Annotated in this window: 12 protein-coding genes; 6 read left to right on the top strand and 6 right to left on the bottom strand. The window is 71.6% G+C overall.

The genetic code is table 11. The annotated features are described in order from the left end of the window. The first annotated feature begins 257 nt into the window (after positions 1–257). The 3 genes from AC07C1_RS01925 (at position 258) to AC07C1_RS01915 (ending at position 4,335) form a co-directional block, all read left to right on the top strand. The gene (locus tag AC07C1_RS01925; RefSeq protein ID WP_478936248.1) at positions 258–1,073 is read left to right on the top strand and encodes an intradiol ring-cleavage dioxygenase; all 816 of its coding nucleotides are present in this window, start codon (positions 258–260) and stop codon (positions 1,071–1,073) included. Between the two features lie 395 nt (positions 1,074–1,468). Next, positions 1,469–3,772, top strand: a complete 2,304-nt coding sequence (locus AC07C1_RS01920; protein ID WP_478936247.1) for an ATP-binding protein — start codon at positions 1,469–1,471, stop codon at positions 3,770–3,772. A gap of 122 nt (positions 3,773–3,894) precedes the next feature. Further along, positions 3,895–4,335, top strand: a complete 441-nt coding sequence (locus AC07C1_RS01915) for an OsmC family protein (protein WP_478936246.1) — start codon at positions 3,895–3,897, stop codon at positions 4,333–4,335. A 65-nt stretch (positions 4,336–4,400) separates the two neighbouring features. Here AC07C1_RS01915 and AC07C1_RS01910 read toward each other — a convergent pair whose 3' ends face one another. Beyond that, positions 4,401–5,210 carry a TetR/AcrR family transcriptional regulator gene (locus AC07C1_RS01910; protein ID WP_478936245.1) on the bottom strand — a complete coding sequence of 270 codons (810 nt, stop codon included), beginning with the start codon at positions 5,208–5,210 and terminating at the stop codon, positions 4,401–4,403. A gap of 191 nt (positions 5,211–5,401) precedes the next feature. On the opposite strand from AC07C1_RS01910, the gene AC07C1_RS01905 reads away from it, so the two are divergent. Then, a complete protein-coding gene (locus AC07C1_RS01905; RefSeq protein ID WP_478936244.1) occupies positions 5,402–7,114 on the top strand; it encodes an MFS transporter in 1,713 nt (570 codons plus the stop codon). A 136-nt stretch (positions 7,115–7,250) separates the two neighbouring features. Here the strand turns inward: AC07C1_RS01905 and AC07C1_RS01900 are convergent, their stop codons facing one another. The 5 genes from AC07C1_RS01900 to AC07C1_RS01880 form a co-directional block, all read right to left on the bottom strand. Continuing rightward, positions 7,251–8,723, bottom strand: coding sequence for an aminotransferase class I/II-fold pyridoxal phosphate-dependent enzyme (locus AC07C1_RS01900; RefSeq protein ID WP_478936243.1), 1,473 nt, complete (start codon positions 8,721–8,723; stop codon positions 7,251–7,253). Positions 8,724–8,835: 112 nt separating this feature from the next. Then, on the bottom strand, positions 8,836–9,219 hold the full coding sequence (locus tag AC07C1_RS01895) for a nuclear transport factor 2 family protein (RefSeq protein WP_478936241.1): 384 nt from the start codon (positions 9,217–9,219) through the stop codon (positions 8,836–8,838). A 21-nt stretch (positions 9,220–9,240) separates the two neighbouring features. Further along, complete coding sequence (locus AC07C1_RS01890; RefSeq protein ID WP_478936239.1) at positions 9,241–12,489, bottom strand: non-ribosomal peptide synthetase; 3,249 nt, start codon at positions 12,487–12,489, stop codon at positions 9,241–9,243. A gap of 17 nt (positions 12,490–12,506) precedes the next feature. Beyond that, complete coding sequence (locus AC07C1_RS01885) at positions 12,507–16,571, bottom strand: thioesterase II family protein (protein ID WP_478936238.1); 4,065 nt, start codon at positions 16,569–16,571, stop codon at positions 12,507–12,509. A gap of 10 nt (positions 16,572–16,581) precedes the next feature. Next, complete coding sequence (locus tag AC07C1_RS01880; protein ID WP_478936574.1) at positions 16,582–18,729, bottom strand: aminotransferase class III-fold pyridoxal phosphate-dependent enzyme; 2,148 nt, start codon at positions 18,727–18,729, stop codon at positions 16,582–16,584. A 93-nt stretch (positions 18,730–18,822) separates the two neighbouring features. Here AC07C1_RS01880 and AC07C1_RS01875 point away from each other — a divergent pair, with 93 nt between their 5' ends. Together AC07C1_RS01875 and AC07C1_RS01870 are read left to right on the top strand one after the other, a co-directional pair. Next, complete coding sequence (locus AC07C1_RS01875; protein ID WP_478936237.1) at positions 18,823–20,064, top strand: MFS transporter; 1,242 nt, start codon at positions 18,823–18,825, stop codon at positions 20,062–20,064. Then, positions 20,061–25,898 carry an amino acid adenylation domain-containing protein gene (locus tag AC07C1_RS01870; protein ID WP_478936236.1) on the top strand — a complete coding sequence of 1,946 codons (5,838 nt, stop codon included), beginning with the start codon at positions 20,061–20,063 and terminating at the stop codon, positions 25,896–25,898. The genes AC07C1_RS01875 and AC07C1_RS01870 overlap by 4 nt, the downstream gene beginning before the upstream one ends. The last annotated feature ends 3 nt before the right edge of the window (positions 25,899–25,901 follow it).

Below are 25,901 nucleotides of genomic sequence, written 5' to 3'. Positions count from 1 at the left end.
GGCCCGGGACAGGGGACGGTGGGGCTGCCCGCAGGACGACTCCGCTGGACCTACGAGCTGTTCACCCGGCGAGGGCGCCCAGTCGAGGGTGAGTGCGCCGGCGACCGGGGGGTTGAGCGCCTTGATGCCGCTGGTGCGGGCGGCTGACCTCGCAGGACGGGTCCGGCCGTGCGTCGGCGCGACGACTTTCGTAACGCGCGCCGTTCGTCGGTCGTCTGACCGATTTCATGGACCGCCGCACGCGCCATTGTCACAGCATGACTGACACCCCCCATACCCGTTCCGCGCACCCGGAGCACGATCCCGAGCCGGCCGACGGCCCGGTCGGCGCAACGCGCAGGTCCGTCATCGCCACCCTGGGCGGTGCCGCCCTCGGTGCGGCCGCTCTGGGTCTCACGGCCGCGCAGGCGACCGAGGCCGCGGACCGGAACACCGCTGCGCAGCCCCCTGCCCGGCCGGCCGCCGCCTGCGTCCTCACCCCCGAGCAGACGGAGGGGCCTTACTACCTGGACCTGGAGACGGTCCGCAAGGACATCACCGAGGGCAAGCCGGGCGTGCCGCTCACCCTCCGCGTCACGGTGATCGACACCAGGACCTGCTCCCCGCTGCCCAACACGGCGGTGGACATCTGGCACTGCGACGCTCTCGGCGTCTACTCCGGCTACGTGGCCGGCGGCTCCACCCCGGACACGACCTTCCTGCGCGGGGTGCAACTGACCGACTCCACCGGCGTCGCGGAATTCACCACCGTCTACCCTGGCTGGTACGTCGGCCGTGCGCTCCACATCCATGTCAAGACCCATGCCGGCGGCACTGTCACCAACGGGAAATACCACGGAGGCCACGTGTCCCACACCGGCCAGCTCTACTTCCCGGAGACGTACAACAGCAGGGTCGCCACGCTGGCCCCCTACCGGAGCAACACGGCCACGCGCACGCTCAACGCCAGGGACGGCATCTACCGCAACGGCGGGTCCTCCACGCTGCTGACCCTCACACAGATCGGCAGCGATCTCGGCAAGGGCGTGTCCGGCACCGTCGTGCTCGGCATAGATCCCGCCGCCACACCCTGACGCTCCCGGCCCGAGCGGTAGCCGGTCCACCGCAACGGTGCCGGCTACCGCCAGTGGGTGACGGCGGCTGAGCACCGGTCGCTCGCCGTCGCGTGCCGGAGTGCGTCGTCGTGAGATCCGGGGGGCCACGGGGGAACAGCCAGGGAATGGGCGACCGGGAATCGGGGATGAGCCGGAGCATGACGTGTGAGTTGTGCGGCGCACCTCTGACCGGACGCCCGCGCGGCGGGCGACCGGCTCGCTACTGCTCCAACGCGTGCAGACAACGGGCGTTCAGGCAGCGTTCGGCGCGAGGGGAGTCCCGCGGGGCGCCGGCGGCCGCGTCACCCCCCACGCCGAGTGCCGCCTCCACGATCGCTCAGGCCCGGGGCCTGCCACGGGCCCTCGACTCCTTCGTGGGCCGACGGGCGGAGCTGTCGCGCCTGCGCACCCTGCTGAGGACGTCACGCCTCCTGACCCTGACCGGTGCCGGCGGCGTCGGCAAGACGCGGCTGGCGCTGGAGTTCGCCAAGGGCCTGTCCGACCGCCACGGACGGGTCGACCTGGTGGAACTCGACGCGCTGCGTGACGGCGCCCTGCTCGCCCAGTCCGTCGCCGCCGCGCTGGCCCTGGGTGAGCGGGGCGGACGATCCGGAGTGGACGTTCTGGTCCACGCGATCGGCGACGCCCGTCGGCTGTTGATTCTGGACAACTGCGAGCATCTGGCCGAGCCGTGCGCCCGGCTGATCGCGGCCTTGCTGAGTCACTGCCCTCGGTTACGGATCCTGGCCACCAGCCGAGAGGCCCTGCGGGTCCCCGGGGAGACCGTGCTCCGGGTCGGCGAGTTGTCGCTGCCGCCGGCCGACGCCGGAGACGACCCGGTGGTCCTTCTGCGGGCCGACGCCGTCCGGCTGTTCGTGGAACGTGCCTCGAGTTGCGCACCGGGGTTCACGCTCCATCGCGGGAACGGCCGGACGGTCGCCGAGATCTGCCGCGGACTGGACGGCCTGACGCTCGCCATCGAGCTGGCGGCCCGCCGGGCCGGCACCCTTGCGCCGCATGACATCCTGGCCGGACTGGACGACCAGCTGTCCCAGCTGTCCCTCCTGACAGGCGGTCACCGGACCGGGCCCAGGCGCCACAGCGGGCTGGCCGCCGCGATCGACTGGAGCCACCGGCTGCTCGATCCGGCCGAGCAGGCGGTCTTCCGGCGACTCGCGGTACTCGTCGGCGGGTTCGACACGGCTGCGGCGCGGGCGGTCTGCGCCGGTGGCGGCATCGCACCGGCGCGGATACTCGGCATCCTGTGTGCCCTCGAGGCCAAGTCCCTGATCACACGGTCATCAGCAGACGCGGAAACCGTGCGCTTCAGGCAGCTGGGCGCCATCCGCGCCTACGCCATGGAGTGTCTGCTCGCGTCCGGTGAACTGCCCGCCACTCGGCACCGGGCCCTCGAGTGGCTGAACGGGCTGGCGGAGCGCGCCGGTGCGGAGGTGTTCGCCGACCAGGCCGGCAGCCCGCTGGCCGTGGAACGGGACAACCTCTCGGCGGCCTTGTCCGGCGCCACCGTCCGCGTCGGTGCCGCGCGCCTACGGCTGGAGCTGGCGCGCGTGCACTACCAGCAGGAGCAGCCGTCCGCCGCCCACGCGCTGCTGACGGGACTGCTGCGGGAAGCCGGCGGCCGGGCGCTCGGCGGGGCGGTACCGGCGCTCGCCGCGCGCGTGGCCTGCCAGCGGGCCGACCTGGCCCAAGCCCTGCGCCTCGGAGAGCAGGCGGTGGACATGGAGCGCGTGCGAAACGACCCCGGCGGGCTTGCCAACGCCTTGGACGCGCGGGCCGCGGCTCGCTTGTGCCGCGGGGAATTCACCGCGGCCGTCGCGGATCTGCGCGAGTGCCTGGATGTCGTCGCCACGCTGGGCAGGCCGCAGGACACCGCGTGGTGCACCCATCACCTGGCCTGGGCGCTGCTCCAAGCGGGTGGGGAACTGGAGGCCGACACACTGATGTCCCGCTGCCTGCCCGTGCTCACGGACCACGCCCCCTGGAGCCGGGTCGCGGCGGCTCTGCACACGGCGGGCGCTGTGCGGCTGGCTCTGGGCCATCTGACCAGTGCCGAGGAGTTGTTCGCCGAAGTGCTGCGGATCGTCCCCGAGTCGAGTTTCCACGCGCTCTACCCGGTTGAGGGCCTGGCCTGCGTGGCCGCCGAGAGCGGCGACATGCGGCGAGCCCTCCTGCTGTACGAGGCGAGCGCGCAGGCACGCAGCCGTCTCGACACTGTCTCCGAGGCTCCGTGGCGACGCCGAGTGGAACGAACGGTGGCTCGGGCCAGGACAGGACTGCCGGCAGCCGCCCGGGACGCGGCCGTCAGCGGCGCCCGCCGGCTGCACGGGGACCGGCTTGTCGCGTACGCGCTGCGGACGAGGAGCGACGACCACCGAACGACGACGGACGCCGTGGAGGTCGTCGACGACCGATCGACGCTCACCGGACGGGAGTTCATGGTGGCCGAACTCGTCGCCGACGGACTGACCAACCGGCAGATCGCGGAGTGGCTCGGCCTTTCGACGCGTACGGTCGCCACGCACCTGGACAAGGTGCGCGACAAACTGGGCATGCGGTCACGCACACAGATCGCCCTGTGGGTGGCCGCGCGGACCAGGGCCGGACGCACGTCCGGGCGACGCGTCACCGGCTCATCGCCGCCGTTCCGCCGTCTCTAGGCGGTGATCGATGCCGTGCTGTTCGGGCCAGGCCGAGTTCTGGATGACATCGACGAAGTCGATACGCCGGAAGCCGGGGGAAAGTGCGCCGCTCGCGGTGCAGCTCGCACTACTGTCTCGGCATGACCGACGACTCCCTGCGCTCCGTCACAGTGGAACGCACCAGCACCGGCCGCTTCGTCGCGACGAACGCGCGCGGCGGAACGATCACCTTCGGCAGCGCCTCCGATGCCGACGGAGACACCGAGTTCACTCCGGTCGAGCTGTTGCTCGCCGCGATCGGAGGCTGTACGGCCGTGGACGTGGACGTCGCCACCAGCCGTCACGCCGAGCCGGACGGGTTCAGCGTCGCGGTGACCGGCCACAAGATCGTGGACGATCTCGGCAATCGGCTCACCGACCTCCGGGTCACCTTCTCCGTGTCCTTCCCCGACGGCGCGGGAGCCGATCGGGCTCGGGCGATTCTGCCGAGAGCGGTGCGGACCTCCCATGACCGGCTCTGCACGGTCAGCCGGACGGTCGAGACCGGTACGCCCGTCACCGCGGCGGTCGAGGACGCCTGAGAGCGCCTGGCTGTCGACCCGTCGGCTGGCTGTCACCGGGGGCAGGGCGTCCCGGAGGTCGCGGATCAGGCGTTGTCCGGAGCCCGGCAGGCGTCCGGATCCGCGCGGGCGGCCGGGTCCGGCAGGTAGCTGGCCAGGCCACGCAGGATGATCTCCAGACCGATGTCGAACCTCTCGTCGGAGGAGTCCGTCACCATCAGACCGGCAAGGGCGCGCAGGTGGGGAAAGTCCTCTGTGGGCAGGGACGCGAAGTAGTTCTGCATCTCGCCGGCCATCTCGCGCCAGTCGGGGCGGGCCAGGGAGGAGCCGTCACCGGTGTGCCGGGCGGCCCGGTCCTGCCACATGCCCTCTTCCACGACGAACCCGTCGATGTAAGTGGCGATGAGGTCACCGGCCTCCGCCGCGATGCGGTCGGGCAGCCCCGCGGTACGGAAGACCGCGAGCAACGCCTCGACGTGGGGCAGCAGTTCGGCGGTGAAGGGCACGTGGGCCATGGAGATCCTGGCCATGTCCCGGTGGGACAGCAGGCGCTGCCGCCAGGAGCGGGCATAGTCGCGCACCTGCTCCCGCCACCGCTCCGGATCGGGTTCCGGCGTCTCGTAGCGGTCGAAGAGCCGGGTGTACATCAGCTCCAGGAGATCGTCCTTGGAGCTGACGTGAGCGTAGAGGGCGGAGACCGTCACCCCCAGTTCGGCCGCCACCTGGCGCATCGACAACCCGTCGAGCCCCTGGCGGTCCAGCACCGTGAAGGCGGCCTCGACCACTCTTTCCCGCGACAGCGGGGCGCGTGCGGGGGCGACGTGGGCGCGAGCGGGGCGCTTGCGCTCCCAGGGGGACGGATGGGGTGCTGGGGTGTCGGCGGCCGCGTCGGTCATGAGGACAGTCTAGGTGCCGGGAGAACAGTGTTCTCCTTCGGCGAGAAGCACTCGCGAGCCTGAATGCGATATATCTTGTCCCACCATCGCGGTTTGCGCTATATCTTGATGAACAGCGTTCTTCCACTGAGCACTGTTCTGTTAGGGTGAACACCGTTCTCCCCTGTCGGCCCATTCTGCGAGGAGTCCCGATGTCCACCACCGGTGTCGCGCCCACCGAGACGCCCACCGACTCCCCAGCGCCCTACCGATGGCGCTGGGCTGCGCTCTTCGTGATACTCGCGGCCGAGGTGATGGATCTCCTCGACGCCGTCGTCACGAACATCGCCGGCCCCTCCATGCGGGCCGACCTCGGCGGCGGTGCCTCCACTCTGCAGTGGCTCGCCGCCGCGTACACCCTCTCGATGGCCGTCGGCCTTGTCACCGGAGGGCGCCTCGGGGACATTCACGGGCGCCGCCGGATGTTCCTGGTGGGGGCCGCCGGCTTCACCCTGGGTTCGCTGCTGTGCGCGGTGTCCGAGTCGCCCGAGATACTGATCGCCGCACGTGTCGTACAGGGACTGTTCGGCGCGGTGATGCTGCCGCAGGGCCTCGGCATGATCAAGGAGATGTTCCCGCCCAAGGAGTCACAGAAGGCCTTCGGCATGTTCGGCCCGGTCATGGGGCTCTCCGCGGTGTGCGGCCCGATCCTGGCGGGCTGGCTCGTGGACGCCGACTACTTCGGCACCGGCTGGCGGATGATCTTCCTGATCAACCTGCCGCTGGGTGCCGCCGCCTTCCTCGGTGCGCTGCGCTATCTGCCGAGGGGTCTGTCGGCCGGCAAGCCGCGCCTCGACATCCCCGGCATGCTCCTGGTGTCGCTGGCCGCTCTGCTCATCATCTTCCCGCTGGTCCAGGGCCGAGAGTACGACTGGCCTGTGTGGACGTTCGTGATGATGGCCGCCTCGGTGGTCGTCTTCGTCGCCTTCGGCGTGTACGAGTCGCGCCGCAGCAAGGCCGGCCGGGACCCGCTGGTCGTCCCCAGCCTCTTCCGCAAGCGCGGATTCAGCGGCGGCATGACCCTCGGGCTGGTCTTCTTCTCGACCATGCAGGGGTTCATGCTGGTCTTCAACCTCTACACCCAGATCGGTCTCGGCTACTCGCCGCTCAAGGCGGGACTGGTGATGGTCCCCTGGTCGGGCGGCATGATCGTCGGCTTCGGGATCGCTCAGGGCGTCGCCCGGTTCGGACGCGCCGTACTGCAGGCGGGCACGCTGGTCATGGCGGTCGGCGTGTTCGGGGTGTGGCTGACCCTCGACATGGTGGGGGGCGGTGTCGGCCCCTGGCAGCTGCTGCCGGCCCTGCTCGTGACCGGCATCGGGATGGGCCTGCTCATGGCGCCGTTCTTCGACATCGTGCTCGCCAGTGTCGAGCAGCACGAGACGGGCTCGGCGTCCGGCACGATGACCGCGGTACAGCAGCTCGGCGGCGCCTTCGGCGTGGCCATCCTGGGCACCGTGTTCTTCGGTCTGCTGGGCGGCGGGGTCGCCACCGCCGTCGACCACCACTCGGACGGCCTGCGGGGGCAGCTCGCCGCCGCGCACGTCCCGCCCGCCGCTCAGCAGCGTGTCGTGGCGGACCTGCGTACCTGCGCCTCGGACCGCGCCGTCGCCAAGGACCCTGCCGCGACCCCTGCCTCCTGCGCGCGCCTGGAGACGGACACCCGGTCCGCCGTGACCTCGCCCCAGGCCGGCACCCGAATACCCGCCGCGCTGCAGGCCACCACGTCGTCGGCGTTCCGGAGCGGTTTCGGCTCCGTCATGAAGACGGTGCTGTGGATCGTCGACGGCATGCTCGCCCTCACCTTCCTGCTCTCGTTCCTCCTGCCACGCCACGCACGCCCCGAGGGGGCCGCCGGGCACTGAGCCCCGGCCGCACCACCATCGGCGAACGGACGGCCGGGCACCCCGCGGGAGGGGCTGCCCGGCCGTCCCGTTTCCGCGGCCTGTACAAACCGCCCTTGTACGTGCGCGGTGTCAGTGTGCGGCCGTCGCCCACTGGTCAGGCATCCCGCCGGCGAGCCGTCACTCGCAGGGTTTCGGCGGTCGGGTCGGCGGCATCGGGGATGAGCATGCCGGCGTCGACGCCGCTCCGCAGGTAGTCCACGACGGCCGCCGTGATGACTTCTCCGGGGGCAACGACGGGTACGCCGGGCGGGTAGGGACTGATCGTCTCTGCCGCGACGCGCCCGACGGCCTGGTGGGCCGGGACGTGCTCGGCCGGGGCGAAGAACGCGTCGCGAGGGAGCATGGCCTGCTCCAGTTGCAGCGAGCACGGCTCGGGAAGGCGGACCGGGGATCGGTTCTCCATACTGTCCGCGTTCTCCACGAGACGCTGCAGGGAGTCGATGAGCAGCTTCTCGGTCCGGTCGTCGTCGGCATGGGTGATCTGCCCGCTGATCCGGCAGGTGTCGGAGGATCCGATGTCGACGTGACAGTGGGTGCGGAGCCACTCGGCGGCCCGCATGCCGCTGATGCCGAGATCTCGCACATCGATGGTGATCTTCAGCAGGTCCAACTCCGCCGTCAGACCCGCGTCGACGACCTCGGGGCCCATCAGACGCAGGCCGGGCATGCCGGTGACGGCCTTCCGGATCCGTTCCGCGCGCCCCAGCGCCGCATCCAGCAGGTCGTGTCCGTGCTGGACCATGTGGCGGCGCCATCCGTCGAGGGTGGCGTACACCAGCGAGGAGGAACTGGTGGTGCCCAGGAGGTCCTCACGCTGTTTGAGGACGTCGGGTGAGACACGGTCGCCCTGCAGATGGAAGACGGAACTCTGCTCGATCGCACCCCCCATCTTGTGGACGCTGGTGACGACGAGATCCGCTTCGGCGTCCATGCCCCAGGACGGCAGACCGGGGTGGAACGGCAGATGGGCTCCCCAGGCCTCGTCGACGATCAGCGGCACGTCGTAGTCGTGGCAGACGTGGGCGACACCGCGGATGTCGGCACACGAACCCCAGTCCGTGGGTGTGATCAGCAGCATGCCCTTGGCGTCGGGATGCTCCCGCAGCGCCCGCCGTACGTCGTCGGGCTCCGGCGGGTGCGCGAGGTGCCGTTCGGTGTCGAACTTCGGGTGCACCCACACCGGCTGGACGCCGTTGACGATCACCGCGGCGATCACGGACTTGTGGGCATTGCGCGAGACGAGGAGCTTCTCCCCCGGGCCGGCCACCGCCAGCATGGCAGTCCTCACCGACAGGGAACTGCCGCACGTCGAGAAGAACGCCTGTTCCGCGCCGACGGCGTCGGCCATCAGTCGCTCCGCCTGCGTGAGAACGCCCTGGGACTCACGGCGGTCGTCGAGCCCGTTCAGGGAGAGCACGTCCGAGGCGAACACGCCCTCCCCCACGATGTCGACGACCCTCGGATCGGCTCCCAGGCCCTGTTTGTGACCGGGCGGTCCGTACACCACGTCGCCGCGACGCCGGAATTCCCGCAGCGCCTCCAGTACAGGGACACGAGAGTGATCCATCAAAGCCTTCCTCCTGGTGCCTCACGGACGGCACGCGTCGCTCGGGTGAGGCGGCCGGTCCGTCACCACGAACGAGTTGCACAGGCTCGGAGGACGAAACAAGGGCGATGCCTCAGACAAGCGGGACGAAGAAGTAGGTGTCCCGTCGCGCGAACTGCTGGTGCTCGTTCAGCTCGAAGAAGTCCGCGAACTCCAGGGTGACCTCGCGGCCGTTCTTGAGGATGCCGTCGAACACTCCGTGCACGGCGACCCGTCGGCCATCCGTCACCGCCGTGGTGATCGTGTGCGAGCCGCCGGCTATGACCCGCTCCTGGCTGTAGAACGACTTCAGATCGGCGTGCCCCCGCATGGGCTCGTAACCGGGCCGGCGGTAGACGGCGTCCTCGGCGAACAGGGCGACGATCCCCGACACATCGTCCGCGTCGACCAGCCGGTAGTACTCCCGCACCTTGGTCAGACCCGTGTGGCCGGCTTCATCGCCCCGTTCGTCGATCACGACGGTTCCTCCGTTCGTCGATCACGACCCCTCCTCCGTGTCGCGCAGCGCGGCGAGGAGTTCCTCCTCCGACATCGCGGCCACCTGCGCACCCACCTGTTCCTCGACCACCCGGGCCAGCGCCGCGACCGTGCGCTGCTCGAAGAGAGCCCGCAGGGGTACTTCGGTTCCGAAGGTGTCGAGGATGCGTGCGGTGATCCGGGTGGCGATCAGTGAATGGCCGCCGATCTCGAAGAAGTCGTCCTCGACGCCGACCCGGGGCAGGTGCAGCACGTCCGCCCAGATCTGCGCCATCGCGGCTTCGCACTCGCCTCGCGGCGCTACGTACTCCTCGCTCGGCTCCTGCGGAAGGGGCAGGGACTTGCGATCGATCTTGCCGGACGCGGTCATCGGCATCGTCGTGAGGGCGACGAAGATGTCCGGCAGCATGTAGTCGGGCAGAGCCCCTCGGAGCCGGTCGCGCAGCTCCTGTCGGGCCGGGGCGTCGTCCCCCTCGGGGAGGTACCAGGCGATGAGCCGCTGGGAGCCTCGGACCGGGGCCGGTGCCACCGCCGCGTCGCGGATGCCGGGCAGGGCGCGGAGCGCGGCCTCGATCTCGCCGGTCTCCACCCGGTAGCCGCGGATCTTCACCTGCCGGTCCACGCGGCCGAGGAACTCCAGCTCTCCCTCGGAGGTCCAGCGGCCGAGGTCACCGGTCCGGTAGAGACGACCGCCGGGGGCGACGGCGAACGGGTCCGGCAGGAAGCGCTCCGCGGTCATCGCCGGAGCGCCGACGTATCCCCTGGCGAGGCCGGCCCCGGCGATGTAGATCTCGCCCGGCAGCCCGACCCCGACAGGCCTGAGCCGGTCGTCCAGCACATGGACGCGGACGTTGTCGATCGGCCGGCCGATGCCGGCTCCGTTGTGTGTGACGTCGAGGTCCGTCGCGGTGGCGAGGACCGTGGTCTCCGTCGGTCCGTAGACGTTCACCGCCGACACCTTGGCCACGTCCGCCGGTTGGGGCCGGAAGAGGTCGCCTCCGGTCAGCAGGGTGCGCACCGCGGTGGTCTCGCGCAACGGGTGGCTGACGAGCTGTTCGGCCATGGCCGGGGTGGCGAAGACCACCGTGCTGCCGGACTCCGCGAGGTACTCCACCATCTTCTCGGCCGACGGAACCGTGTCGTCGGGCGGGAGGCGCAGACAGGCTCCGGCGGCCAGCGCGCCCCAGATCTCCCATCCGGCGGCGTCGAAGGAGATGTTGGCGACCTGCGTGGCCGTGTCGTCGGGGCCGAGGCCCTGCTCGCGCAGATGCCAGTCGAGGAGGTTGGCGAAGGAGCGGCGCTCGATCGCGACACCCTTGGGGCGTCCGGTGGAGCCGGAGGTGTAGATGACGTGCATGAGGGCGGCCGGGTGCGCACCGCCGTGCGGGGCCTCTGCGGCGGAGGCACCGTCCCGCGTCTCCGTCGCGGGCCCGTCCCCCGTCTCCTCGGCTCGCCCGTCGGCCATGAGCAGAGCACGCGTCCCCTCGGGCAGCGCACCCGCCAGGTCACGGTCGGTGAGGACCAGCTCGACGCCCGCGTCGTGGAGCATGAACGTCATGCGGTCCCGGGGGAGCCGGGGATCGAGCGGGAGGTAGGCGGCCCCCGCCTTCAGCAGGGCCAGCCAGGCCACGACGAGGTCCGCGCCACGCGGCAGGAGCACCCCGGCGACACGCTCGGCGCCCAGCCCGCGCCGGCGGAGTGCCGGCGCCAGTCGCCGGGCGCGCGCGTCGAGTTCACCGTAGGTGAGCCGTACGTCCCCGGCGATGACGGCGGGTGCGTCCGGGGCGCGGCGGACCGCGTCCGCGAAGCGTTCGAGGATGTCCTGGCCCCGGTCACCTTCCCGCTCGGTGGAGTTCCACCGGGTGAGCAGCCTCTTCTCCTCGGGGCCGGGCAACTCGACGTCGAACACCGGGGTGTCCGGGTCGGCGCAGACTGCGGAGAGGAAGGTGCGGTAGTGGTCGACGAAGCGTGCCATCGTGGCGGAGCCGAAGAGGCCGGTGGCATGGACGAGGTGTCCCCGCAATCCGCCCAGGCCCTCGTCGATCAGGTGCATCTCGAGCTCGAACCGGGTGGCCCGCGACTCGTCGTCGAAGGGTTCGGTCTCCACCCCCGGCAGGGACAGGGCGCCCTGTCCCGCCTCGGCATCGCTGTGCAGGAGCTGGAACGTGTGCCGTACGAGCGGGTTCCTGCCGAACTCGCGCGGCAGCCCCAGTTCCTCGACGAGCTGCTCGAAGGGCAGTTCCTGCCGGGAGAACGCCTCCAGCAGCGCCGTCCGCACCTGTGTGAGCAGGGCTTCGAAGGAGAGGTCGCCCGAGAGATCGGCCTTCAGCGGCAGGAGGTTGACGAAGAAGCCGATGAGGTCCTCGTATTCCGGTTCGGTACGTCCCGCGGAGGGGCACCCCACGACGACCTGACGGGTGCGGGCCCAGCGTGCGAGGACGGCTTGGTAGGCGGCCAGCAGCACCATGAAGGGGGTGGCGTGGTGGCGCCGGGCCACCGTCCGCACGGCGTCGGTGAGTTCCGCGGAGAGGGTGAACTCGACCACGCGGCCCTGATGGGCGGGGACCTGCGGCCGGGACCGGTCGCGGACCAGTTCCACCTCCTGGGGATCGTCCCCGAGGTGGTCACGCCAGTGGTCCACGTGCTCCCGCACCATGTCGTCGGTCAGCCGCTGCCGCTGCTGCTCCGCGAAGTCCGAGTACTGCAGGGGCAGCCGCGGCAGTTGCGGTTTCCGCCCCGCGGTGTGGGCGGCGTAACCGTCGGACAGCTCCCGGGCCAGGACGTCCCAGGACCAGGCGTCGAAGACGCTGTGGTGGGCGGTGACGAGCAGGACGTGGTCGCCGGTGCCCAGCCGCAGGAGGCGGGCTCGCAACAGGGGGTCCCGCGCCAGGTCGAAGGAGTGCTCCGCCTCGGCCCGGGCCTGCTCCCGCGCCTGCCCGACCGGGTCCGGGCCGGACAGGTCCAGGAACTCCAGCCGGAACGTCCCGGGCTCCGCGACGGTGACGTACGGTGTGCCGTCCTCGGAACCGAACCGCGACCGCAGCACCTCGTGGCGGGTGACGACCAGCTCGAAGGCGCGGCCGAGTGCCTCGGTGTCGAGCCACCCGCGCAGCCGGAAACCGTAGGTGATCGTGTACGCGGGTGATCCCGGGTGGAGCTGTTCCAGGAACCACAACCGCTGCTGGCCGAAGGACGGCAGCGCCCCGGGCGTGGTGGATCGTGCCGGCGGCTGGGTCCGGTCGGTGCTCATGGTCTCTCCTGGCAGGCTCATCGCAGGCTCGTGGGCAGGTGGGGGGCGAGCCTGCTCAGCAGATCGGCGGCGAACGCCTCCGGGGCGTCGTTGAAGTGGAAGTGGCCGCCCGGGAAGAGGAAGGTTTCCACCGGACCCGTCGTCGTCTCGCGCCAGCCGGCGAGGGTCGCCCGCGTGGTGCCCGGGTCGTCCTGCGATCCGTAGACCACGAGCGGGCAGTCGAGGGGCGGCCCGGGCGCCCATCGGTAGGTCTCCGCGACCGCCACGTCGGCGCGGAGCGTGGGCAGGACCAGCTCGAGCAGTTCGGGTTCGGCGAAGACGGCGGGGTCGACTCCCCCGAACCGCGACAGGACCCGCAGCATCTCCTCCGGCGGAAGTGCGTGCAGCCCTGCCGGGTCACGGCGCTGGGGGCTGGTCTGGCCGGAGACCACCAGGCAGGCGGGCGAGATGCCGTACGACCGGTGGAGTTCGCGGGCCAGCTCGTAGGCGAGGAGCGCGCCCAGACTGTGTCCGAACAGGACGACCGACTCGCCGAGGAACGGCTTCATCTCCGCGGCCATGGCGGGGATCAGATCATCGGCGGAGTGCGGCATGGGCTCGGTGAAACGGGCGCCGCGGCCGGGCAGGAGTGCGACATGGACGTCGAGGCGGTCGCGGAGGGCGGGCAGCCAGGTGTCGAAGCCGTCGGGGCCACCGCCGGCGAACGGCAGACAGAACAGCTGCGCCCGTCCCGGAGCCGGGCGGCCCAGGCTCCGGAAGGTGACCGGACGTGTCGGCCCGACCGGTTCGCGACCCGCCTCCCGGACGGCGGCGGCGAAGTCCTCCAGGACAGGACGGTCGAACATGGTGCGCAGGGGCAGGTCGATACCGAAGTGCTCGCGGACCCGGTAGATGACCTGGGGAACCGCCAGGGAGTGACCCCCGAGGTCGAAGAAGTTGTCGTGCAGGCCGACCCGTTCGGCCTTCAGCGCCTCGCGCCAGATCCGCGCGACGGCACGCTCGGCCGCGTCACGGGGAGCCGCGTAGTCCTCCACGGCGGTGACGGGCCGGGGGAGCCGTGCGCGGTCCACCTTGCCCGAGACGGACAGGGGCAGTTCGTCCAGGACGACGACAGCGGCCGGGATCATGTAGCCGGGCAGCCGCTGCCGGAGAGCGCCGATCAGGTCGGCCGGGCCGAGGGGCGAGCCCGGGGCCGTCACCGCGTAGGCGACGAGCTGGTGTCCACCGGCGGCCGCCTCCGTGACGATGACGACCGCCCGGACGACGCCGTCCAGCTCCGTCAGTGAGGCCTCGACCTCCTCCGGCTCGATCCGGTAGCCACGGATCTTCACCTGGAAGTCGATCCGGCCGAGATACTCGAGTGTGCCGTCCTCGCGCCAGCGGGCCTGGTCACCCGTGCGGTACATGCGGCCGCCCGGCTCCTCGGCGAACGGGTCGGGCAGGAAGGCCCGGGCGGTGAGGTCCGGCCGGCGGAGGTAGCCGCGGGAGAGACAGGGACCGGCCACATGGACCTCTCCGGGCAGTCCCGGTGGGACGGGCTCCAGATTCCTGCCCAGCAGATAGATCCGGACGCCTGCGACGGGCGTTCCCACCGGTGGGCTGTCCGGCCACTGAGCGGTGTCTCCGGTCATCCGGAACGCGGTGACCACATGGGCCTCGGTCGGGCCGTACTGGTTGTCGACGGCCACCCCGGGAAGCCGGTCGAGCAGCCGGCGGAGTTCCGTGCCCAGACGGAGCTGTTCCCCCGCGGGCACGATTTCGGACAGCGGGGGGAGCGGGCCGCGCGCGCCGCTGCCACGGGCCGCGGCGGCGGCGACCTGTTCGAGTACGGGCGGCGGGCAGTGGAACCGGCGCACGCCGTGCTCGGCCATGAGCGCCAGCAGCTGCTCGGGGTCCCGGCGCTGATCCTCGTCCGGCAGGACCACCCGTTCTCCCGCCGCCCAGGTGGTGAAGAGTTCCTGGAACGAGATGTCGAAGTTGATCGCCGCGAACTGCAGCGTCGGCCCGTGCGCCGCGGTGCGGCGCGACTGCCAGGAGACCAGGTTGAGGATCGGCCGGTGCGTCATCATGACGCCCTTGGGCCGCCCGGTGGATCCGGAGGTGTAGATGACGTACATCAGATGGTCCGCAGTGGCCCGGCACGGCAGGTTCTCGTCCGGGTGACGGGCGATCTGCTCGTGCTCCGCGTCCACCCGGACCACCGGCTCCCCCGCGAGCACCGACCCGGCCAGGTCGGACTGGGTGACGGTGAGCAGGACCGCGGACTGGGCCAGGATGTAGCGCAGCCGCTCCGGGGGCGTCTCGGGGTCCATGGGGACGCACGCGCCACCGGCCTTGAGCACGGCCAGAAGCGCGACCGGCAGCTCCGGGCCGCGCCGGAGGCACAGGCCGACCAGGACCTCGGGGCCCACGCCGCGCTCGCGCAGGAGCCGGGCGAGCCGGTTGGCGCGTGCGTTCAGCTCCGCGTAGGAGACCTCCGTCTCGCCGCAGACGACCGCCACCGCCTCGGGTGTCGCGGCCGCCTGCCGCTCGAACAGCCCGGCCACGGTGAGTTCCTGCTCGTAGGGCTCGGCCGGCCCGCTCCCGGCGACCAGGGCGGCACGCAACTCGGCGGGGTCGGCGAGGGGCGCCTGCGACACGCGCAGGGACGGGTCGCGTACGACGGCGTCGAGGAGGTTGAGGTAATGGCGGGCGAAGCGCCGGGCCGTGGTCTCGTCGAACAGGTCCTGCGCGCAGATCACCCGCCCGGTCAGGCGGTCCGCCCCGGCGTCGTAGAGGTGGAGTTCGAGGTCGAAGCGGGTGGTGGCCTCGCCCGTCGGCAGCTCCGTCACCTGAAGGCCCGGCAGGCGCAGGGCCGCCAGTTCGCCCGCGGAGCCCTGGTTGAGCAGCCCGAACCAGATCTGGACGATGGGGTTCCGGCTCAGGTCGCGGCTCGGGGAGAGTTCCTCCACGAGCTGCTCGAAGGGCAGGTCCTGGTGGGCGTAGGCGTCGAGTGCGGTCTCTCGCAGCCGGTCCACGAGCGTGGCGAACGACGGGTCGTCGTCCAGCCGGGCCCGCAGCGGCAGCGTGTTCACGAAGAACCCGACCATCGGTTCGAGTTCGGACCGGGTACGCCCGCTGACGGGGGTGCCCACCACGATGTCGTCGCTCCCGCAGTACCGGGACAGCAGCGCCTGGTGGGCGGCGAGGGTGACGACGAAGGGCGTGGTGCCACGCGACCTGGCCAGTTCCCGCACGGCTCGTACGGTCCGTACAGGTACCTCGAAGTCCACGTTCGCGCCACGATGGCTGGCGACCGGAGGCCGGGGCCGGTCGGTGGGCAGCTCGAGCGGCGGGATGTCCTTCAGCTGTTCCCGCCAGTACGCGGACTGCCGTGCGGTCTCCGCCCCGCCGAGCCACTCCCGCTGGCCCGCCGCGAAGTCCGCGTACTGCAGGGGCAGGGCGGGCAGCTCCGGTTGCCGCCCCTGTACGCACGCGGTGTACGCCTGGGAGACCTCCCGTACGAAGACGCCCGCGGACCAGCCGTCGAAGACGCTGTGGTGCACGGTCACCAGGAAGAGGTGGTCGTCGTCGGCGAGTCGGACCAGGCGGGCGCGCAACAGCGGTCCGGTCGTCAGATCGAACGGTGTTCCCGCCTCCTCCGCGCAGAGCGCGTCGACGGTGACCTGCCCGTCACGGGCCGGGGAACCGGAGAGGTCCTCGCGGCGCAGCACCCGGTCCGGGGCGGGGTCGATGACCTGGAAGGGCTCGCCGTCGGCGGCGGCGAACCGGGTGCGGAGCGATTCGTGCCGCCGGACGACGGTGACCAGCGCCCGGTCGAGCGCCACCGCGTCGAGCGGGCCGCGCAACCGGTAGGCGGCCGGGATGTTGTACGCCGGGCTGCCGGGCAACAGCCCGTCGATGAACCACATACGACGCTGGGCGGACGACAGGACCGGTCGTGACGCGTCACGTGCCGCCCGTGCCGGTGCCCCCTCGGCTACGCCGGGCGTCGCCGCGGACGCCGGGTCGGGGCGGTGCAGGCGCCGCCGGATCAGCTCTCGCCGCATGGCCGCCAGCTCCGCGGCTGTCCGCTCACTCATGGCGTCCTCCTCAGTCGGTCCGGACGAAGCCGTCGGCTGCCAGCTCCTCGACCGCGGCGAGGGCGGTCTGTGCGATGAAGGTGATGTCGTCGTCGGTGTGGGCCGTGGAGAGGTAGCAGTTGCGGCCCTCCCAGACGTAGACACCGCGGTTGAGCAGGTGGTGGAAGAAGAGGTCCGGATAGGCGAAGCCGCGGCCGAAGGAGAAGCGGAACAGCGAACCGGCACGCTCCACGCGCAGCGGCAGCCCGCCGCGTTCCATGGCCGCGTTCAGCGTGGTCCGGAGTTTCTCCGTGCGAGCGCCGAGGCCGTCCTGGAGGCCGGGGCTCTCGTCCTTGATGCGGCGCAGCACGGCGTGGGCGGCGGCCATGGCGAGCGGGTGCTTGGAGAAGGTCCCGGCGAACACGGTGGTTTCGGCGCTGGGCCAGGAGCCGTCGCCGTAGCTCCACAGGCCGCCGTCGACGGGGGCGAGGTAGGTCTCGCTGCCGGCGACGACGCCGATGGGCATGCCACCGCCGATGACCTTCCCGTAGACCGCGAGGTCCGCCCGGACTCCGCTGAGCGCCTGCATTCCTCCCGGGTGCAGCCGGAACCCGGTGATGACCTCGTCGAAGATGAGGGCGATACCCAGTCGGTCGGTGAGGTCGCGCAGGTCGCGGAGCCAGGCGAAGGGCTGGATGTGCGGCACCCGGCTCTGCACGGGTTCGACGAGGACGGCCGCGATGTCGTCGGCATGGGCGGCGATGACGTCGAAGGCCGACGGGTCGGCGAAGTCGGCGACGATGACGTCCTGCGTCATCGAGTGCGGGGTTCCGCGGGTCAGTGGTACGGCGGTGCCCGGCGGCAGGGACGGGTCGGCCGACTTACGGGAGAGCACGCCGTCGAAGGTGCCGTGGTAGGAGCCGGAGAAGATCACGATCTTGCGCCGGCGGGTCACCGTGCGAGCCAGGCGTACGGCCACCATGACGGCCTCGGTGCCCGAGTTCTGGAAGGCGGCGCGCGGCAGCCCGGTGAGGTCGCGGATCAGCTCGGAGACCTCGCCGACCAGGGTGTTGTACGGCGCGAGGGGCATGCCCTTGTCGAGCTGGGTGCGGATGGCGTCCCGGATGAACGGCGGGTTGTGACCGAAGAGGTTGACGCCGAAGTCCATGGAGATGTCCACGTACTCGTTGCCGTCGACATCGGTGAAGCGCGCGCCCTCGGCCCGGTCGGCCACGATCGGGTGAACGATCTCCTTCCACAGCAGGTGGAAGCCGGCCGACATCCTGCTGTCGGCATGGCTCGGCCGCTGCCGTGCCGCCTGGCGCTTGGATTCCTGGGTGCGCGCCTCGAGGGAGGTGATCAACGTCTTCACATGGTGGAGCTGACCTGTGGTCAGTTCCCGTCCGCCGCGCGCCTCGATGGGCCGGTACGGGCCCAGCGCCTGGGTCGGCGCCGCTTCGGCGGACGGGGGCCGGACCGCGGTCGGCTGCCGCGGTCCCGGCAGCGCGGGGCCGGGCCGACGTCCACGGAGCACCTCCAGCTGCTGTCGCATCACCTCCAGTTGGAGGCCGATGATCTCTCGTTCGAGGGAGTTCGCCCCGCTGTGGTCCGGCGACTGCGGCAGAGCCTCGGCATACGGTGCGGGAGACGGCTCGGTCTGCGCGGGCGGCGCGATCGCGGGCTCCGGCGCCGCGGTCTCACCGGCCGGGGGCTCGGCTGCCGGTGCGGTGCCGATGCCCAGCTCCGCGAGATGCGCGGCGAGCGAGTCGATGTCTCCGCACCGGTCGAGCAGGTCTCTGAACGGCAGGTCGACACCGAACCGGTCTTCGATGACCTCGGTGGCCTCCACGAGCAGCAGCGAGTCCGCTCCCAGCTCCACGAAGGACACATCGGTCGAGACCTGATCCGCGGAAAGGCCGAGAAGTTGGCCGAATAACGCCCTCAATGCCTTGACGTTTTCACCGGCAGGGGACTCGTCGACGCCTGATGCTGACGTCTTCCTTGCACTCTCAGCGTTCGACACTTTTGCCGAATCCTCGCCTTCAATCCGTTGGGGGCGGAGCAGCTGCGGCGCGATGGAGCAGGCGCCATAGTCACCTGGCAACTGCTTGCCTGTAAAGCCGATTAAGGGAGGAACGCCAAGCGGTTCGGGACGCAGTGGATCGCGGCCAGGTTGCATCAACTCGTCGGCAACTCGAGTGAGTTGAGTCACACACTGCCGCAGGCGGTTCGATCTTGACTTCGCCGAGAGATGCAACCTATGAATTGAGGGGTGCCCAAAAATACGCGATCTCTGTGGGCTCTGCTGAGTGCCGAGGTGGTATCGGTCTCGGGGTCGTTGGTCACCCGAGTAGCGTTACCCTGGTTCGTCCTTGCGACCACGGGATCCGTCGCACGGATGAGCCTTGTACTCGCGGTCCAAATGCTGTCCATGGCAATCTGGGGAATTCCGGGAGGGGTTTTCGCGGCTCGGCTGGGAACGCGCACCTTCATGCGCCTGGCCGACGGCTCGCGTGCGGTGCTGATCGCACTGATTCCCCTGCTGAACGGAATGGATCTGCTCACTTTCCCCGTATTGTTGGGCCTGGTCTTCGTGATCGGCGGTTTTTTCACGCCCTATTACGCCTCCCAGCGGGTCCTGCTTCCCGAACTCGTCGGCGAGGACGACCAGTTGCTGACCAGGGCCAACTCCCTGCTCGGCGTGGCCAATCGAGTGACGCTGCTGCTGGGTGCTCCGCTCGGTGGTGTTCTGGTGGCCGCCTTCGGCGCCCGGCAGGTGCTCTGGATCGACGCGGGCAGCTTCCTTGTCGCCTTCATGCTCATCTCGCTGTTCGTACAGACGGGAAAAGCCTCTCCCAGAAGCACGAAACGCGGGGAATTGGTGGCCGGCCTGCGGTTCCTGTGTCAGGATCGGGTGCTGCGCCTGTGGACCGTGGCCAACGTGGCGTTCGAGATGGCCTGGCAGTGTGTCTTCGCGGCCATTCCCATTCTGGCGTTCTCCCGGTACGACGACGATCCGCGCGTCGTGGGTGCGCTGCTCGCCGTGTTCGGTGTCGGCGCCGTCATCGGAAACCTTCTGGTGGGGCCTCTGATGAAGGCCGTGAAACCGGTCCGGCTGATGATCTTCGGGGCCATCGCTGAGTCCCTCGTGCTCTGGGTGGCCGTAGTCGATCTGCATGTGGTGACTTTCGGTGCCGTGCTCTGTCTCGGGGGGATTTTCATGGGTTTCATCGAAGCTCCCACCGCCGCGCTCCAGACAAAACGAACGCCGCCCGGACTCCGCCCGCAGTCCATGTCCGCGTTCATGACGCTGACGCTGGTGGCCGGTTCACTGGCGCTCACCCTGACCGGTCCGGCGTTCTCGGCATTCCAGCCCAGGATTCCCTTCGCCATCGTGGCCTCGCTCTATTCGTTCGGCACCCTGCTGATGATGGTGTCGTCCGCCTGGCTCGTCAGGGAACCTGCCACCGAACCGCCGCCGGTCTCCGGCACGACGGCAAAGGACCTCGCGTGAGTGACAGCGCAGTGACGCGCGCGGCGCTGGCCCACTGGACCGACGTGCTGCGGGACGTCCCCCCGACGCTCGAACTGCCGGCGGACGATCCCCTCCCGGCGAGCGACAGTCCGCCGAACCGCGTCGACGTCGCCCTCCCCGCCTCGCTCACCGATCGGCTGCGCCTGCTGGCTGAGGGCCAAGGCACCGACCTGGCCACGGTGTTGCTCACCGCCTACGCCGTACTGCTGGCCCGGCACACCCGGCAGCCGCGGCTGATCGTGGGAACCGCGCACCGCACGCCGGACGGAGAACTCACCGCCCTTCCCGTCCCGTTCGACTTCTCCGCCGATCCAGGGTTCACCGAAGGGCTCCGGGCGGCGCGGGCCGGGCTCGCCGATGCCCGGGCCCATGGTCCCGTCCCCCTCGCGGACCTGGTCCGAGCGCTGCGGCTGGACCCGGAGCCGTCCCGCCCGGCCCTCGTACAGGCCGGCTGTCTGTACACCGAGCGGCTCCCGGATCCGGCCGTCTCCGGCTGGGAGCGGAGCGTGGAACTCGGCCTGCACATCCAGGAGGGGCCGCAGGGGGCGACGGCGGCGCTCGTGCACCGGCCCGGCGTCATCGGTGCCGGGACGGCTCGGCGGATGGCCGCGCGCCTGCTCACCCTGCTCGACGGCGTGGCAGCGCAGCCCCACCGGCCGGTCCTCCGCTCCCCCCTGCTCCCCGACGGCGAACGGCGGTCGGTGCTGGAGTCCTGGAACGCCACCGCCCGCCCGCTCCCCACAGCGGCCCGCTGCCTCCACCTCCTGGTGACCGAGCAGGCGGCACGCACCCCGGGGGCACCGGCGGTCTCCTCGGGCACCGACACCCTCAGCTACGCCCAACTCGAAGCCGCCGCCGACCGGTTGGCAGGCCGGCTGCGCGCGGCCGGGGCGGCGCCGGACGTCCCGGTGGCCGTCTGCCTGCGCCGGGGACGGACGGACGCCATCGTCTCCATGCTCGCGGTACTCAAGGCGGGAGCGGCCTATCTCCCACTGGATCCGGACTACCCGGAGGACCGCCTGCGCTGGATGCTCCGCGACTCCGGGGCCCGCACGGTGATCACGGACGGCGACGCGCTGCCGCGCTCCCTCACCGAGGGACTCCGGATCGTGGCGGCCGACCGGCGGCCCGCGGTGATCGCGGGACGCTCCGCCGCATCCCCCGCCCCGGCCCCCCATCCGGACAGCCTCGCCTACGTCATCTACACCTCCGGGTCCACCGGGCGCCCCAAAGGCACCGGGATCAGCCACCGGAGCGCGGTCAACCTGGCACTGGCCCAGTGGGAGACCCTGGATGTCCGGCCCGGTGACCGGGTCCTGCAGTTCGCGTCCCCGAGCTTCGACGCGTCCGTGTGGGAAATCGTCATGGCCCTGTCGGCCGGGGCCGAACTGGTGTTGCCGACGCCCCAGGAGGCGGCGGCCGGACCGGAGCTGACCGCCCTGCTCAAGGCGGCGCGGATCACCCATGTGACGCTCCCGCCCTCGGTGCTGAGCCAGCTCGCCCCCGAGGAGTTCCCGGCCCTGCGGGTGTGCGTGTCCGCGGGTGAGGCATGCCCGGCCGACCTGCCCCGCCGGTGGGCGCCGGTGCCGCGGTTCATCAACGCCTACGGCCCGACCGAGGCCGCGGTCTGCGCCACGCTGGGCGACGTCCCACGGGATCCGGACGACACCCCGGAGGCGGACCGGCCGCCGGCGATCGGGCGCCCGGTCGCCAACATGCGGACCTACGTCCTCGGACCGGACCTGGAGCCCGTACCCGTCGGGGTGACCGGAGAACTGTTCCTGGCCGGGCCCGGACTCGCCCGCGGGTACCTCGGCCGGCCCGCCCTCACCGCCCGGCAGTTCCCGCCCGACCCCTACGGGCCGCCCGGCAGCCGCCTCTACCGCACCGGAGACCTCGCCCGCTGGAATCCCGACGGCACCCTGCACCACCTCGGCCGCGCCGACCACCAGGTCAAGATCCGCGGCCACCGCATCGAACCCGGCGAGATCGAAGCCACCCTGCGCCGCCACCCCGCCATCCACAACGCCGTCGTCGTCCCGTACCGGACCGGCGCCCAGGGTCATCCCCGGCTCGTCGCCTACGCCGTCCCGGCCGAACCGCCCGCGGCCCCCGACGCACTCCTCGCCCAGTTGTGGTCCGCCCTGCGGGAACGCCTCCCCGCCTACCTGGTCCCGGCGGACCTGATGCTGCTCGCCGCGTTGCCGCTCACGCCCAACGGCAAGGTGGACCGCGCCGCGCTGCCGGAGCCCGTGCGCCCGCCCGGTTCGGCGGACAACCCGCCCCGCACCGCCACGGAGCGCGAACTCCACGGGCTGTGGCGCGAGATACTGGAGCTGGACCAGGCCGGGATCACCGACGACTTCTTCACGCTGGGCGGCGACTCCCTGCTCGCGGCACGTCTGACCACGCGGATCCAGGAGCGGCTGGGTGTCCGGCTGCCCGTCCGGTCGGTCTTCACGCACCCCACGATCGAGGCCCTGGCCGCCCAGCTCGACCGGTGCGGGCCCGCGTCGTCACCACAGGTCCCCGGGATCACCCCGCGTGACCGGCGGCAGCCCGCGCGCGCCTCGTTCGTCCAGGAGCGGTTCTGGTTCCTGGAGCGGCTGCGGGCCGGCACCGCGCTGTTCAACCTGCCGACGGCGCTACGGCTGCGCGGCGAACTGGACCGGGAGGCACTGCGCCAGGCCCTCGCACACCTCGCCGACCGCCACGAGGTACTGCGCACGGGGTTCGCCGAAGAGGACGGAACCCTCGTGTCCCGGGTGCCGGCCCAGGCGCGCGTCCCCTTCACGGAGGCGGACCTCACCGGGGAACCGGCCGCAGCCGTCGCCCGGCGGATCGAGGAGGCCGCCCGCAGCCCCCTCGATCTGTCCACCGGCCCGCTGATCTCCGCCACCCTGCTCAAGGTCGCCGACCAGGAGCACATCCTCGTCCTGGTACTCCATCACAGTGCGGGTGACGCGTGGTCGATGGCGGTGCTCCACGACGAACTCACCGAGTGCTACACGGCCTTCCGGGAGGGCCGTCCGACGCAACTGGCCGAACTGCCCCTCCAGTACGCGGACTTCGCCGGATGGCAGCGCGACCAGGCACACGGGGAGGACTACGAGCGACAGCTCAGCCACTGGAGGCAGGCACTCGAAGGGGCACCGACCGTCCTGGAGCTGCCCACGGACCGGCCCCGGCCCGCCGAGATGTCCTTCCGGGGCGGCCGCGTACCGTTCCGTGTCCCCGCCCGGCTCGCCGCGCGCGCCGCTGCGCTGGGACGGGCCGAGGGAGCCACCCTGTTCATGGTCCTGTGCGCCGCGTTCGCGGTCCTCCTGAGCCGGTACGGCGGCGAACGGGACCTCATCGTCGGAACCTCCCCGGCAATCCGGCCCCCCGGTACCGAGCAGTTGATCGGGCCCTTCGTCAACACGGTGCCGCTCCGGATCGGCTTCGGCGGCCGGCCCGGGTTCCGGCAGCTCATCGGCCGGGTGCGCGAGACGACGCTCGGCGCGCTGGCCGGCCTGGACGTGCCGTTCGAACGGATCGTGGAGGAGATACGGCCCGAGCGCAGTCCGGACCGTCCGCCGTTGGCCCAGGTCACGTTCAACCTCCACACCACCGGTACGCGGCCGCCCCGGCTGCCCGGCCTGGAGGTGGAGCCGGTGGCTGCCGGCACCGGGACCAGCCGGTTCGAACTGGAGCTGGCGCTCTGGGACGACGGCGACGGCCTGGCGGGTGAACTCGACTACAGCGCCGACCTCTTCGAGCCCGGCACCGCCGAGCGGCTGGCCGCGCACTACGCGCGCCTGCTGGAGGCACTCGTCGAGGACCCCGACCGTGACGTCCTGGCCGTGCCGTTCATGCCGCGGGCCGAGCGGGACCGGCTGCTGACCCGGTGGGGGGACGGCGGGCCCGGACACCCGGGACCGCCACTGCCCCGGCTCTTCGAGGAGCAGGCCCGCAGGACGCCGGAGGCCGTCGCCGTGCGGGCCGGCGGCGAACGGCTGACCTACCGGGAGCTGAACCGCCGGGCCGACCACCTGGCGCACCGGCTGCGGGCCGGTGGAGCAGGTCCGGAGAAAATCGTCGGGGTGTGCCTGCCCCGCTCCGCGGACCTCCTCGTCGCGCTCCTCGGTACGCTCAAGGCAGGTGCCGCCTACCTGCCCCTGGACCCGGAGCATCCGACGGCCCGCCTGAGGGCGCTGCTCGCCGACGCGGGAGCCCACGTGGTGCTCGTGGCCGAGGGCACCGGCAGCGGGGGGCAGGAACTCGGAGTGCCCGCCCTCGGCACGGGTGCGGACCCCACCGCCACTCTCCCGGCCGGAGAACTGCCCCCACCGCACCCGGACAGCCTGGCCTATGTGATCTACACGTCGGGTTCCACCGGCCGGCCCAAGGGCGTCGGCGTCACCCACCGAGGGCTGTCCAACTACCTGCGGTGGGCGCGGACCTCGTACCGCGAGGGCACGTCCGGCGTCGCTCCCGTGGCGACGTCCGTCGCCTACGACATGGCCGTCACACCGCTGTTCGTCCCCCTGATCAGTGGCGGCACCACCGAGGTGATGCCGGCCTTCACCGACGATCCCGAGGCGGGTGTGGAGTTGCTCGGCCGGGACCGGGCGCCGGGTCTGCTCAAGGTCACCCCGTCCCATCTGCGCATGCTGCTGTCCCGGCAGGATCCCGCCGAGGCGCTCTCGTGGCCGAGGACGCTGGTGCTCGGTGGCGAACAGCTGACCGCGGACGTGCTGGCGCGGTGGCGCGAGGCGGGCGGACCATGCGAGATCCACAACGAGTACGGCCCGACGGAGACCGTCGTCGGCGCCTGCGTCCACCGCTGCACACCGGACGACATCCCCGCGGACGGACGGCCACTGCCGATCGGGCGGCCCATCGCGGGCACCCGGCTGTACGTGCTGGACGACTGGATGGAGCCGGTCCCGCAGGGAGTCCCGGGCGAGTTGTACATCGGCGGTGCGGGCGTGGCCCGCGGCTACCTGGGCCGGCCCGGGACGACCGCGGGGGCGTTTCTGCCCGACCCTGTGAGCGGGATACCGGGGAGCGTGCTGTACCGGACCGGAGACCTCGTGCGGCACCGGCCCGACGGCGCCCTGGAGTTCCTGGGCCGCAGGGACGGCCAGGTCAAGCTGCGGGGCTTCCGGCTCGAACCGCAGGAGGTCGAAGCGGCCCTCCGGCGTCATCCGGCCGTGGGCCAGGCGGTGGTGCGCACCGAGGTACCGCCGGGCGGCACCGAGCCGATACTGACCGCGTATCTCGTCGCCGCCGACGGTGCCCCGGTGCCGCCCACCGGCCAGGTACGCGAGTTCCTCCGCGGCCGGCTGCCCGAACACGCGGTACCGGCCGCGTACGCCTGGCTCACCGGCATCCCCCTCACCCGCAACGGCAAGGTCGATCGGGCCGCGCTCCGCGCCCAGCGCACCGAGCGGCTCCCCGAAGACAGCGCGACGCCGCCCGGGAACGGGACGGAGGAGGCGCTCGTGGGCATCTGGTGCTGGGTGCTCGGGCGGGACGGCGTCGGTGTGGACGAGAACTTCTTCGACGTGGGCGGCAACTCCCTGCTCGCCGTGCGCATGCACCAGGAGCTGCTGGACCTGCCCGCCGCCCCGGCACACTCGGCGGGGATCCCGCTCGTGGCGGTCTTCCGGCACCCGACGATTCGCGCGCTCGCCCGGTTCCTCGATGCTCCGCCCTCGCCGGCGCGGGCCGCCGAGCCCGCGGTCCGGGCGGGCACGGACCGCGCGGCCACACGCAGGGCCGCACGCGGCAGACGCGTGCGACGTACCGGTTCTCAGGACGGGGGATGAGGG

It is taken from the genome of Streptomyces sp. NPDC045022, assembly GCF_056432605.1.
This window is presented reverse-complemented; position numbering and strand designations above follow the sequence as displayed.

Bases quoted from the DNA above. Each gene is read 5' to 3' on its own strand.
- AC07C1_RS01910 (WP_478936245.1), bottom strand. From the start codon at position 5,210: ATGACCGACGCGGCCGCCGACACCCCAGCACCCCATCCGTCCCCCTGG.
- AC07C1_RS01890 (WP_478936239.1), bottom strand. From the start codon at position 12,489: ATGAGCACCGACCGGACCCAGCCGCCGGCACGATCCACCACGCCCGGG.
- AC07C1_RS01915 (WP_478936246.1), top strand. From the start codon at position 3,895: ATGACCGACGACTCCCTGCGCTCCGTCACAGTGGAACGCACCAGCACC.
- AC07C1_RS01880 (WP_478936574.1), bottom strand. From the start codon at position 18,729: ATGCAACCTGGCCGCGATCCACTGCGTCCCGAACCGCTTGGCGTTCCT.
- AC07C1_RS01900 (WP_478936243.1), bottom strand. From the start codon at position 8,723: ATGGATCACTCTCGTGTCCCTGTACTGGAGGCGCTGCGGGAATTCCGG.
- AC07C1_RS01905 (WP_478936244.1), top strand. From the start codon at position 5,402: ATGTCCACCACCGGTGTCGCGCCCACCGAGACGCCCACCGACTCCCCA.
- AC07C1_RS01925 (WP_478936248.1), top strand. From the start codon at position 258: ATGACTGACACCCCCCATACCCGTTCCGCGCACCCGGAGCACGATCCC.
- AC07C1_RS01885 (WP_478936238.1), bottom strand. From the start codon at position 16,571: ATGAGTGAGCGGACAGCCGCGGAGCTGGCGGCCATGCGGCGAGAGCTG.